Origin of the sequence: Nocardia sp. NPDC049526 (assembly GCF_044465765.1) — a bacterium.
Lineage (GTDB): Bacteria > Actinomycetota > Actinomycetes > Mycobacteriales > Mycobacteriaceae > Nocardia.
In genome coordinates, this window is sequence record NZ_JBITMA010000018.1 from 80,423 (window position 1) to 92,189 (window position 11,767).

Here is an 11,767-nt window from a genome sequence, read left to right on the forward strand (position 1 = left end):
AGCCCGGCGGCGTCGAAAGACGCCGCCGCTCAACTCAACCCCGCGGCATCCATCCCGCGCAGTTCCTTCTTCAGATCCGCGATTTCGTCCCGCAGCCGACCGGCCAATTCGAACTGCAGCTCGCGGGCCGCATTCATCATCTGGGCAGTGAGCTCCTTGACCAGATCGGCCAATTCGGCCCGCGGCATCGACTTGACGTCGCGGCCCTCGTACACCCCCGCGCTGACCGCCCGCCCCGGCTCGCCCTGGGCGCGACGGCCGCGGCTGGCATTGCGACCGGAGCCACCGACGGCCACCTCGCTGTCGTCGGCCTCCTGATACACCTGATCCAGGATGTCGGCGATCTTCTTGCGCAGCGGCTGCGGGTCGAGGCCCATCGATTCGTTGTAGGCGACCTGCTTGGCCCGGCGGCGGTCGGTCTCCTCGATCGCGTGCTGCATCGAGTCGGTGATCTTGTCCGCATACATGTGCACTTCACCGGAGACATTGCGCGCCGCGCGCCCGATGGTCTGGATGAGGCTGGTGCTACTGCGCAGGAAGCCCTCCTTGTCCGCGTCCAGGATCGCGACCAACGACACCTCGGGCAGGTCGAGACCTTCGCGGAGCAGGTTGATGCCGACCAGCACGTCGTACTCACCCAGTCGCAGCTGTCGCAGCAGTTCGACCCGGCGCAACGTGTCGATCTCCGAATGCAGATACCGCACCCGGACACCGAGCCCGAGCAGGTAGTCGGTGAGGTCTTCGGCCATCTTCTTGGTCAGCGTGGTGACGAGCACCCGTTCGTCACGCTCGGTCCGCAGCCGGATCTCGTGCACCAGATCATCGATCTGGCCCTTGGTCGGCTTGACGACGACCTGCGGGTCGACCAGACCCGTCGGCCGGATCACCTGCTCGACCACCTCGCCGCCGGCCTGGCCCAGTTCGTACGGCCCCGGAGTAGCCGACAAATAGACCGCCTGCCCGATCCGCTCGGCGAACTCCTCCCAGGTGAGCGGTCGGTTGTCGATCGCCGACGGCAGCCGGAACCCGTACTCGACCAGATTGCGCTTGCGCGACATATCGCCCTCGTACATACCGCCGATCTGTGGAACGGTGACATGCGACTCGTCGATGACGAGTAGGAAGTCCTCCGGGAAGTAGTCCAGCAGCGTGGCGGGCGCCGACCCTGCCTGGCGCCCGTCGATATGTCGCGAGTAGTTCTCGATGCCCGAGCAGAACCCGACCTGGCGGATCATCTCCAGGTCGTACTGCGTGCGCATACGCAGCCGCTGCGCCTCCAGCAGTTTGCCCTGGCGGTCGAACTCGGCCAGCCGCTCCTCGAGTTCGGCTTCGATATCGCGAACCGCACGCTCCATCCGCTCCGGACCCGCGACGTAGTGCGTGGCCGGGAAGATCCGGACGGTATCGACCTGCCGCACCACATCGCCGGTGAGCGGATGCAGGTAGTACAGCGCCTCGATCTCGTCGCCGAAGAATTCGATGCGCACCGCGAGTTCCTCGTAGGACGGGATGATCTCGACGGTGTCACCGCGCACCCGGAACGAACCGCGGGTAAAGGACATGTCGTTGCGCGTGTATTGCACGTCGACCAGCAGCCGCAGGAATGCGTCGCGATCGATTTCGGTGCCGACATCCAGCTGCACCGACCGATCCAGATACGACTGCGGTGTACCGAGGCCGTAGATGCACGACACCGACGCGACCACCACGACATCGCGACGCGAGAGCAGACTCGAGGTGGCCGAATGCCGCAGCCGCTCGACATCGTCGTTGATCGAGCTGTCCTTCTCGATATAGGTATCGGTCTGCGCGATGTATGCCTCGGGCTGGTAGTAGTCGTAGTACGAGACGAAGTACTCGACTGCGTTGTTGGGCAACATCTCTCGCAGCTCATTGGCCAACTGCGCGGCGAGAGTCTTATTCGGCGCCATCACCAGTGTCGGCCGCTGCAGCCGCTCGATCAGCCAGGCGGTGGTGGCCGATTTACCGGTGCCGGTCGCGCCGAGCAGCACCACGTCACGCTCGCCCGCATTGATGCGACGCTCGAGTTCAGCGATGGCCGCGGGCTGATCACCGGCCGGCTGGTGTTCGCTGACGACCTGGAATTGCCCATCGGCCCGCTCGATCTCCCCGACCGGCCGGAACTCCGAATGCGCCAGCGGGGTGCCCCGGTCCTCGTAGCCTTCCGTCGGGATTTCGGTTGCGAATGCCATGGTCACCAGCCTAGGCGCAGGCACCGACAGATTCTGCGGCCCGCGGATCTGCCGCCGAAGGGCTCGTCACCGGATCACGATCGGCGTATCCTTTCGCGATCTGATACACCACCCCGCACCAGGGCTGGTACGCAATCTGTTACCTGTCTTATAGGGCAGGTAAACGGACATTAATGTCCGTTGTCGCAACGAGATTCGGCGTTTTCTCTGCATCGGCGAACCGGCCGCAGCAGGTGTAGCCTGATTTGGTTGTCGGACATGAGGATGAGGCCATGAGCGCTCTGATTCCATTGCTTGCCGCCGCGCCCGCTGTGACCGGTATCGCCGGTTACGTTGCGCGTGACTTCCGGGGGGTCGCGCCCCTGATCCAGCCAACCACCACCGCCGCACCGGGATCGCCGATGACTACCACCCAGCTAAGACCGAAGATCGAACATTTCAATATCGCCGAGTTGACCATGACCGATCCCAAGGGTTTCGTGCGCCCGATCGACCGCGTGCACGTCGAGCCGTGGGGCCTGTATGTAGCGCGCACGGTCGGCGGTCCACGGATTCAATACATGGAGACCTGGCTGCTGCCCGAACTCTGGTTGCGCGTGACGATCGTGCACTACCAGCCCGGACATCACCGCGACCTGGACTACTGTCTGCATATCGGCGAGTACACCCGGATCGAGCCCAAGCGGTGGAAGTCGATGGACCAGTACCTCGAGATCGCGGTGCGCCACTCCCGCGCGGCCGAATTGCGTGGGGTGGACGATCTGCTGGCCGCCCATTCGGCCGGTCTCATCGACTCGACACACGCGCATCATGCGCTGGACCGGGCGACCAAGGCGATGGAGGGCCTGGCCGCACACGGACACGAGGTCGAGCCCTGGCTTGCCACCAGGGAGATCACGCTCACCTGGATGTAGCCGATCCGCCGGACGATCTGCCCAACCTCTGCCGTACCACTCGACGGCGCGGCAGCGGCGGTAGATTCTATTTGCATGACACAGGCACCATCAGTGGACGTGCACAGGCCCAAGGTCGAGTACTTCAATCTCGCGGACCTGACCAACACGGACCCGAAGGGCTTCGTCCGGCCGGTCGAGCGCTACCGGGCCGAGCCGTGGGGCCTGTACATGGCGCGCACCTCGGATCATCCGCAGTTCCATTACGTCGAATCGTGGCTGCTCCCCGGCCTTTCCATTCGGGTGACGATCTTCCACTATCACCCCGCGCATCAGCGCGATCAGGACTACTACCTCGACCTCGGCCAATTCACCCAGGTCGGTCCGAAGAAGTGGAAGTCGGTGGACCACTACCTCGACATAGTGGTGCGCTCGGAACGCGAGATCGAACTGCTCGACGTGGACGAGTTACTCGCCGCGCACACCGCGGGATTCATCACCCTCCGCGAAGCCCAGGCCGCCATCGAACACGCGTCGATCGCGATCGATGGCATCGCCGCCAACGGCTACTCGCTCGACCGCTGGCTCGCCACCCTGGACATCACCCTGACCTGGCTGTAGTACCGCCCGCTCAGTGTTCGACGCTGTCGCGCCAGGCCGCTGCCCGCGGGTAGGCAGCGTCGAACCATGGTTCCTTCACATCCAGATACGCCAGCGTCGCCGCCTCGCCGGTCAGCCCGGCCGCCTTGGCCTCGCCCTCGCGCTTCACCTCCAGATACTCCGCGCGCACCGCCGCATCGGCGATCAGCCAGTCCCGGAACAGCAGCGCGAACTCCTGCCCCGGCGAGCCCGTCACCCGGATATGTACATTCGCCAACCGCCCCGGATCGGCACTCTGATGAAACCGCTTGGCCCACAGTGCCGTATCGCCGCCTGCCGGATCTGCCGCCGTCGGCTTCGGGCTGTCACCGGTGATATCGGGCCGAACCGGAAAACCGGCCGCCCCCAACGCATCTCGCAGCCCATCGGCGGCCGCGAGATCCGCGACGGTGATCTGCACATCGATCACATCCTTGGCGGGCAATCCCGGCACCGCTGTCGAGCCGATGTGGTCGATTCGCGATGCCGCCGGACCACATGCCACCCACAGCCGGGCGATGAGCCGCTGTGCCTGGGCCGCCCACTCCGGATTCGCGGGCACGACGCGCAACTCCTTGCGCCGCGCCGGTGTCGCGGTGCGCAGGTTCTCCTCGAACGGCACCAACCGTTGCGTCCACAATTGCCGGACAACCGGATCGATGGCCCCCGGTTCACCGCTATTGTCCAGCAGCACATCCGCCACGGCGTGGCGTTGTTCATCGGTGGCCTGCGCCGAAATACGCGCCCGTGCATCCGTTTCGGAAACGTCACGGAATTCCACCAATCGCCGTATCCGAGTTTCCGCGGGCACGTCGACGATCAATACGAGATTCATCAGCGGCGCGAGACCGTTTTCCACCAGAAGTGGAATATCTTGAACGAGAATCGCATCCGACGGCGCGGCGGAAATCAATTCCGTGGTTCGTTTACCGACCAATGGATGGACAATGGAATTCAACGTCGTGCGGGCGTCGTCGTTTCCGAATGCCTTGGCCGCCAGCGCCGGCCGGTCCAGGCTGCCGTCGGCGGCGAGGATGTCGGGGCCGAACGCCGCCGCCAACGCCGTGAGGCCCTCGGTACCCGGTTCGACGACCTCCCTGGCGATCACATCGGAATCGATGATCACCGCGCCGAGCTCGGCGAGAATCCGCGCCACCGTCGACTTGCCCGCTCCCATGCCTCCGGTGAGGCCGATCCGCAACATTCGACCAGTCTCGCATCCGCGCTGTGGCGCCGAACGCAACCCCCTGTGCGCGCAATCCATCCAATCGGCTGGAATACCCACTCGCGCCGTGCATTCCACCGTCTGAAACACCATTTGCCCGATCCGTGACTAGGCCGAGACCATCTCGCAACATTTCCGGTCGATTCCCGCCCCCGGACCACAACTTTCCGACACGCCGAGGCAATTACTCGTGCAAAATACTGTGCCGAACACTTTCGTTCGACTAATCTTCGCCGTGGCGATCCAGGCCAGCACCAGCAAGCAAAGGAACATCATTGGGCACCAAAATCAACCAGGTGGGTCGCCACCGCCTGGGTAGGGCGGGGGGCATGCACTGCATCAAGCACCCCGCCGTCGCGGCCGCGCTCGCCGAGCACCGCCGCTCGTGGTTCACCGCTTTGATCAGCCCCGCCCGGCACAGCTTCGCGGCCATGCGAAAACGCTCCGCTGCCGCGACCGCGTACTGGGCGCCTGCGACCGCCAGCTGATTTCAGCCGCCTATCTGGCCATAAACTTCCGGTGACCCAGCCCCATCAGGGGTTGGGTCACTTCGTGCTGCCGTCAGCACCCATGACTTTCTGACAGTCACTTGCACTTTATGCGCGAACCTCTTTAGGATGGCGAAAAATACCTGAGAGTGACTCTCAGGTAGTCTTGTGGAGGGGCAATGACGCAGCTGACCGCGACCAGGACGGACCCGCCCGAGTCCACGGGCACCGGAAAACTGGGCGCGGTCGGCCGCTGGGGCGCCCTGATGGCCCGCCGTCGCCGCGTCGTGCTCGGTGCCTGGCTGCTCTTCGCCATCGCCTGCGGATCGGCCTATCCGGCACTGCACGACCGCCTCAGCACGCCCGACTATTCGGTCCCCGGATCCGAATCGGTGACCGTCGATCACCTTGTCGCCGAACACTTCGCGCGCTTCGGCACCGAACAGGACCTCATCGTCTTCCATTCCGAGCAGCGCACCGTCGACACGCCGGAGTTCCGCACGGTGATCGATCGGGCGCTGGGCACCACCCGTGCCGCCGCTGGTGTGGCAGGTGCGATCGGCCCGTTCGAAGGCAATGCCGCCGCCCAGATCTCGGCCGACCGGCACACCGCCTTCGGCATTGTCGGCGTCGATGGCGAAACACCGGAGCGCGTCGCGATCGCCCGACAGTTGAAGTCCGAATTGGCTGCCGCTTCGGGGGCGGGTGTCGAGGTCATGATCACCGGGTTCGCGCCCGCACAGGCCGATCTCATCGAAATCGAGACCACCGATATGCAACGCGCCGAGGCCATCGGCCTGCCCGTGGCGACCGCGGTGCTGGTGCTGGCCCTCGGTGCGGTGGTCGCGGCCACCCTGCCCATTACGGTCACGGCGGCGGGCATCGCCGTGGCCGTTGGCGCGCTCTTCGGCCTGACCACCTTTCTGACCTTCGATTCACTGGTGCTCTCGGTGGCCACGATGATCGCCACCGGCACCGCGATCGACTACGCGATGTTCATCGTGAGCCGATTCAACGAGGAGTTGACCCGGCGCGGAGTGCGTGATCGACGATCGACGCAGGCCATCGCGGCGGCCGTCGGCACAGCGATCGATACCACCGGCCGCACCATTCTGGCCTCGGGCTTCATCGTGATGATCTCGCTGTGCGCGCTGTCGGTGGTCGGGCTGCCGATGCTGAACGGTGTCGCGATCGGTGTGGTGGTGGCCGTCATCGCCACGCTGATCGCGGCCTTCACCCTGTTGCCCGCGCTGCTTGCGGCGCTGGGCCCTGCGGTGAATCGCGGTCCGCTGCCGATCCGGCTGCGGCCCCGCAACGGCCTCGAGCGCGTGGGCGCGGTGGGCGCATACCGTCATGGGACGCCCGGTGCTCTTCGGCGCGATCGGGGTCGGTCTGCTACTGGCCGCGGCGGCACCGATTACCGACATCCGCTACGGCGTCGATATGGGCCTCACCTCATTGGCGAATCGACCGACGGGTCAGGCGACCGAACTCGTCGAGGACAATTTCGGTCCCGGGCTGCTCGCGCCGATCGAGGTGGTCGCCACCGGTCCGGACAGCGGGTCGCTCGGTGACGAAACCCGTTCCGACGCCGATCGATTCATCACCGAACTGTCCCGTGACCCGCGCATCGCCACGGTGCTGCCGCAGCAGGCCGACGGCCGGATACTGGCCGTCGTGGTGCCAAAGGTCGCGTTCGACTCGACCGCCGCCACCGACGTGGTCTCCGATATCCGCACTCGTACAACGGCTCTCGACGGTGTCGAAATTCGAGTCGGCGGCACGTCGGCGGCGTTCGCCGATGTGTCGCAACGGATTACCGCCCGCTTTCCCTGGGTGATATTGCTCGTATTGACGGTATCGCTGGCATTCCTGATCGTGGCATTCCGCAGTATTGTCTTGGCACTCAAGGCAATTCTGCTCAACCTGCTGGCTACCGGCGCCGCACTCGGATTGACCGTCGCGGTATTCCAGCACGGCGTCGGCGAATCCGCGCTCGGCTTCCACGGCACCGGATTCCTGCAGGTGTATCTACCGATGCTCGTATTCGCCGTATTGTTCGGCCTGTCCATGGATTACGAGGTATTCCTGATCCGGCGAATGAAGGAACACTGGGACGAAACCGGCGACAACGCCGCCGCGGTCGCGGATGGACTGCAACGCACCGCCCGGCCCATCACCGCGGCGGCCGCCATCATGGTCGCCGTTTTCGCGAGCTTCCTGACTGCAAATGTGTTGGAGCTGAAGCAGATCGGATTCGCGCTCGCCGTGGCCATCACCATCGACGCACTGCTGGTCCGGCTGGTGCTGGTGCCCGCCTTCATGCAGTTGTTCGGCCGGTGGAACTGGTGGCTGCCGCGCATCGGCGGACGCACGGCGGAAACCGCCGCGACTACCGGAACATGACCTCGATCGAATCGATGATCGAGCCGATCGCCTTGGTGTAGACGTCCTTCAGCGGTTCGGTGAAATCCCCGGCGGCCCAATGGTCCAGGGCCGCAACACATCCCCACACACCGAAGGCCGCGGCGATTCCGATCGTCAGGTCGTCGCCCTTGCGGCCGATCCGTTCGGCGAACAGCACCCGGAATTGGTCGGCCATATCCCGCATCTGCCTGGTCTGCCCGTCCTTGATCTCCGGGATCGTCGCCACATACCGCAGCCGCCTGCGGATCCGCCGCTCGGATTCGGCGGTCAGCAGCGATTCGATCAGCACCGGCACGATCAAACGCGCGACGCGGATGAGCTCGGCGGGCTCGACGGTATCGCCGCCGCCGGCCGTCCGCAGCACATCGAGAACCCGCGGATCGGCCTCATCGTAGAGGACGAGCATCTCCTTGGTGCCGAAGTATCGGTACACCGAACTCGGCGACACCCCGGCCGCCGCCGCGACCCGCTCCACCGTCACGTTGCGATACCCGTGCGCATCGAACAGATCCAGCGCGACACGCTGGATGCGGCTCATCGCCTCGATCTTCCTGCGTTCCCAGGCGGTCCCGGTGAACTCGACGGCGGACTCGGACATCAGGGCAAGAATACCCGCGACCTAGCCCCGAACGATGCCACTCGGACGGCGTCGCGAACCGGGCTGCTGAGTCGGCATCTGATTGGGCGGCACCGGATACGGCACACCCGAGTTTGTGGTGCCCAATGTGATATTCGGGCCGCACTGGGCGATCGCGGCATCCATCTTCGGCTTCGGATCACTCAGCACCGGCTTCGCCGCATCCGGGGTCGAGCCGAAATCGAAGGCCGAGGTCATATCGCCGGTGACGCTGCGCCGCCACCGCGTCAGATTCGGCACCTCGACGCCGAAGCGGGTCTCCAGCAGTCGCAGCTGGGAGGTGTGATCGAAGGTCTCCGAGGCGACCAGCCCGCCGCGGCTGTACGGCGAAATCACCAGGCCGGGAACGCGATACCCCAAACCGATCGGACCCGCGATGCCATTCGACGCCTTCACCCGATCCAGCGGCACGGTGACGAATTCGCCCGGTGTGCCCGCAGGCGCGGTCGGCGGGGTGACGTGGTCGAAGAAGCCGCCGTTCTCGTCGTAGCTGATGATCAGCGCGGTCTTCTCCCACACCTTCGGATTGGAGGTGAGGATATCGAGCAGTTGCACGATGCCGTACGCACCGAACGCCGCGGGCAACGCGGGATGTTCGCAGTTGATCAACGACGGAATCACCCAGGACACGGCGGGCAGCGTGTCATTGGCGACATCGGCCTGAAAGTCGTTGGGATACACCGGCGCAAGACCGCGCCGAGCCAATTCGGAATTCGGATCCGAGGATTGGGTGAAACAGCCGAGCATGCCGTCCAGAATCACCGAGGACAGCGGGCCGACATCGCGATTGTTGTAGACCTTCCAGCTGACGCCCGCCTCGGCGAGGTTCTCCGGGTAGGTCCGCCAGCTGTAGACGTGCTGTGGGATCAGCGGGGGCGTCTCCAGCAGGGGCCCACCGGCCACGCCGTCCGGGTCGATGGTCGCGCTGATCCAGTACAGCCGGTTCGGGTCCGTAGGGCCCAGCACCGAGCAATGGTAGTTGTCGCAGATGGTGAACGCATCCGCGAGTTCATGGTGGATCGGAATGTCCTCGCGCAGGTAGTAGCCCATGGCCGCGGGTGCGTTGGCCGGGCCGACGCCGGCAATGGACATCGGCATCCATTGGTCGTTGGCACCGCCGTTCCAAGCGCGGTGCATCCCGCCCCAGCTGTGGTCCGGATCGTTGATGCATTCACCGTCGAGGGTCGCGCCACGGGTGGTGTCGAGGCGGAACGGATTCACGAAGCCGTCCGGGGTGGGACCGACACCGGGCATCCATCCGTACTGCTGCCACGCCTTGGATGCCTCGCCGAAGCCGCGCACACCGGACATGGTGCCGAAATAGTGGTCGAAGGAACGGTTTTCCTGCATGAGCAGCACGAAATGCTCGATATCGCCGAGCCCGCCGGTGCCGGCCGGATCGGCGGCGTAGGCGCGTTCGATGATCGGATCGGCCCAGGACGCCAATGCGCCCACCGCTCCCGCCGCGGCGGCCTTCGCCAGGAACTGCCTACGGTTGAGACCGCTGAACGGACTCGCTGCGCACATGTGTGCTGTTCCTTCCCTGCACCTGCCAAGCCACTGCCACCCGGCTCGATCGAGCCGCGTGCCGCCTGCACCCTACCGCGAAGTCGATCACGCCTCGCGGTGAACTTGGTCAAGTGTCCGACTTGCCGTTTTGCCTGCGCCGCCGCCGGAGCGCACGCGAACCGCGACGGGACGAGGCGGATCTGATCGGCGTGGCGCCACACTGACGACGGCGGATCAACGACGGAGCGCATGAGATGGCCGAGATCATCTGCGGCGCAGCACTATCCGTCGAGTTCGGTGCTGCCCGGCTCGACGACCGGCCGGGCCGCGGACCAGGTTTCCAGCACTCGCGTCAGTTGCCCGATCAGCGCGGACAATCCGGACAGATCCCCGCCCAACTGATACGTCTTGAGTTCAGCGGGAGTCGGCAACTGCGCGACGATCTGCGGGAGCGAATCGACCAGCTGCGCCTGCGTAGCGGAGGCCGAGCGGTGATTCGTATTGTCGATCCGAATCCGATCCCGTTCCAGATCGAGCAGGGCGTCATCATGCGCCGCCCGCGAGCGCCGGGCCGCGACAGCGATCTCACCGTCGAGTTCCAGCTCCCGCAATTCCAGCTTTCTGCGTAGGTTTTCGGCCTGCTCACCATGTTGCTCGCGCTCCAACCGCAGCGCGTGCAGTGCGGTCTCCTTGGCCAGATCGGCGACCGCGCGCTGATCGTCGTGCTCACGACTACGCCTCGCTAGCGCTCGGCTCCGTCGTGCGCACCGGCGCGCTGTGCCGATGGTTCACTCGCTGCGCTCGCTCACGGGTGGTGCGCCGCAACCGTTCCGCGGTCTCGCGGTCGAACTGCGCGGCCTCGTTGCGTGCCCGCAGTTCGGCCAATTCCCGCTCGTTCTCGATCCTGCGCTCCTCCGCGACCCGATTCGCCTCGGTCCCACGGGCCGAAAGCACTTCCTGCGCAGCGAGTTCCGCGAGGCGGGCGATCTGGTTCTGTTCGCTGCGGTAGGGCTTCTGCAAGTTCTCCCACAGCGTCGAGGAGCTGACCACCGCCTCCTTGATCTGCACCGTGACAATGCGCAGGCCGAGCCCACGATCGCTGCCCGCCTCGGCATTTCGATCGGCGCTGCCCTCGGCGACCGCCCGCAGCCGCGCGGTCAACTCTTCGATGATCGGCTGCTTATCGCTGAGCACATCGCGCACACCCATCGTGGAGACCTTGTCCTTGATGGCCGCCTCGGCCTGCTCGCGCAGCTGAATGTTGACCAGCCGCATGGGATCTTCGGCATCGGAGAAGTCCAGCTTGCGATACGCGGTGGCGAAATCCTCGATGATCCACTGCACATAGCCCTGCACCAGCACACCTTGCAGTTCATTGCAGATGCAGTAGGCGTTGATGAGAATCGTCTGCATCGCGCCCGGCACAACGAGATACGAATCCGTCGCGGGGTTGAACCGGAACGACACCCCGAGTCCGATGTGCAGCGGTTCGCCGCGACCGCGGCGGGTGTGCACGACGAAGGCGTTGGGCGGCACCAAAACCGTTTGCCAGCGCCAGAATCCGGTGACCCGGACCTCCACCGGCCCCGGACCACTGCCATGTGGTGCGGGCCCGATCTGTTCGGCCCGCTTGGCGATCGCACTGCGCCGCACCGGACCGCCCGGTGCCGCCGGCGCCGCGGCCGCCGGCATCGGCGCCGGGGCGCCGGGGTTTGCGGCTGCACAGATCACCCTCG

The 11,767-nt window shown here is 65.4% G+C and carries 11 protein-coding genes; 5 read left to right on the forward strand and 6 right to left on the reverse strand.

What is annotated here, in order from left to right; genetic code table 11:
• Positions 1 to 29 precede the first annotated feature (29 nt).
• A complete protein-coding gene (uvrB, locus tag ACIBW7_RS37785; RefSeq protein WP_397055016.1) occupies positions 30 to 2,213 on the reverse strand; it encodes an excinuclease ABC subunit UvrB in 2,184 nt (727 codons plus the stop codon).
• Positions 2,214 to 2,485: 272 nt separating this feature from the next.
• Between uvrB and ACIBW7_RS37790 the strand changes: the two genes are divergently transcribed.
• Positions 2,486 to 3,127, forward strand: a complete 642-nt coding sequence (locus ACIBW7_RS37790; RefSeq protein ID WP_397055018.1) for a DUF402 domain-containing protein — start codon at positions 2,486 to 2,488, stop codon at positions 3,125 to 3,127.
• A 75-nt stretch (positions 3,128 to 3,202) separates the two neighbouring features.
• Positions 3,203 to 3,727 carry a DUF402 domain-containing protein gene (locus ACIBW7_RS37795; RefSeq protein WP_397055020.1) on the forward strand — a complete coding sequence of 175 codons (525 nt, stop codon included), beginning with the start codon at positions 3,203 to 3,205 and terminating at the stop codon, positions 3,725 to 3,727.
• A gap of 10 nt (positions 3,728 to 3,737) precedes the next feature.
• Here ACIBW7_RS37795 and coaE read toward each other — a convergent pair whose 3' ends face one another.
• Complete coding sequence (gene coaE / locus ACIBW7_RS37800) at positions 3,738 to 4,949, reverse strand: dephospho-CoA kinase (RefSeq protein ID WP_397055022.1); 1,212 nt, start codon at positions 4,947 to 4,949, stop codon at positions 3,738 to 3,740.
• Between the two features lie 296 nt (positions 4,950 to 5,245).
• Between coaE and ACIBW7_RS37805 the strand changes: the two genes are divergently transcribed.
• From ACIBW7_RS37805 to ACIBW7_RS37815, 3 genes are all read left to right on the forward strand, one after another.
• Complete coding sequence (locus ACIBW7_RS37805) at positions 5,246 to 5,458, forward strand: hypothetical protein (protein WP_397055146.1); 213 nt, start codon at positions 5,246 to 5,248, stop codon at positions 5,456 to 5,458.
• Positions 5,459 to 5,637: 179 nt separating this feature from the next.
• Complete coding sequence (locus ACIBW7_RS37810; protein ID WP_397055024.1) at positions 5,638 to 7,032, forward strand: MMPL family transporter; 1,395 nt, start codon at positions 5,638 to 5,640, stop codon at positions 7,030 to 7,032.
• A complete protein-coding gene (locus ACIBW7_RS37815; RefSeq protein ID WP_397055137.1) occupies positions 6,917 to 7,864 on the forward strand; it encodes an MMPL family transporter in 948 nt (315 codons plus the stop codon). The genes ACIBW7_RS37810 and ACIBW7_RS37815 overlap by 116 nt, the downstream gene beginning before the upstream one ends.
• Here ACIBW7_RS37815 and ACIBW7_RS37820 read toward each other — a convergent pair.
• From ACIBW7_RS37820 to ACIBW7_RS37835, 4 genes are all read right to left on the reverse strand, one after another.
• Positions 7,851 to 8,483 (reverse strand): TetR/AcrR family transcriptional regulator, encoded by a 633-nt coding sequence (locus tag ACIBW7_RS37820; RefSeq protein ID WP_397055026.1) that lies wholly within the window; start codon positions 8,481 to 8,483, stop codon positions 7,851 to 7,853. The two genes, ACIBW7_RS37815 and ACIBW7_RS37820, sit on opposite strands and share 14 nt — an antisense overlap.
• Before the next feature lie 21 nt (positions 8,484 to 8,504).
• A complete protein-coding gene (locus ACIBW7_RS37825; RefSeq protein ID WP_397055028.1) occupies positions 8,505 to 10,049 on the reverse strand; it encodes a phospholipase C in 1,545 nt (514 codons plus the stop codon).
• A 263-nt stretch (positions 10,050 to 10,312) separates the two neighbouring features.
• Positions 10,313 to 10,696: a hypothetical protein gene (locus tag ACIBW7_RS37830; protein WP_397055030.1), complete on the reverse strand. Its 384-nt coding sequence runs from the start codon at positions 10,694 to 10,696 to the stop codon at positions 10,313 to 10,315.
• Between the two features lie 67 nt (positions 10,697 to 10,763).
• Complete coding sequence (locus ACIBW7_RS37835; protein ID WP_397055032.1) at positions 10,764 to 11,723, reverse strand: SPFH domain-containing protein; 960 nt, start codon at positions 11,721 to 11,723, stop codon at positions 10,764 to 10,766.
• Positions 11,724 to 11,767 lie beyond the last annotated feature (44 nt).

What these genes read in the sequence shown, in the direction of transcription:
- uvrB (WP_397055016.1), bottom strand. Translation starts at nt 2,213, where the DNA reads ATGGCATTCGCAACCGAAATCCCGACGGAAGGCTACGAGGACCGGGGC.
- ACIBW7_RS37790 (WP_397055018.1), top strand. Translation starts at nt 2,486, where the DNA reads ATGAGCGCTCTGATTCCATTGCTTGCCGCCGCGCCCGCTGTGACCGGT.
- ACIBW7_RS37795 (WP_397055020.1), top strand. Translation starts at nt 3,203, where the DNA reads ATGACACAGGCACCATCAGTGGACGTGCACAGGCCCAAGGTCGAGTAC.
- coaE (WP_397055022.1), bottom strand. Translation starts at nt 4,949, where the DNA reads ATGTTGCGGATCGGCCTCACCGGAGGCATGGGAGCGGGCAAGTCGACG.
- ACIBW7_RS37810 (WP_397055024.1), top strand. Translation starts at nt 5,638, where the DNA reads ATGACGCAGCTGACCGCGACCAGGACGGACCCGCCCGAGTCCACGGGC.
- ACIBW7_RS37820 (WP_397055026.1), bottom strand. Translation starts at nt 8,483, where the DNA reads ATGTCCGAGTCCGCCGTCGAGTTCACCGGGACCGCCTGGGAACGCAGG.
- ACIBW7_RS37825 (WP_397055028.1), bottom strand. Translation starts at nt 10,049, where the DNA reads ATGTGCGCAGCGAGTCCGTTCAGCGGTCTCAACCGTAGGCAGTTCCTG.
- ACIBW7_RS37835 (WP_397055032.1), bottom strand. Translation starts at nt 11,723, where the DNA reads ATGCCGGCGGCCGCGGCGCCGGCGGCACCGGGCGGTCCGGTGCGGCGC.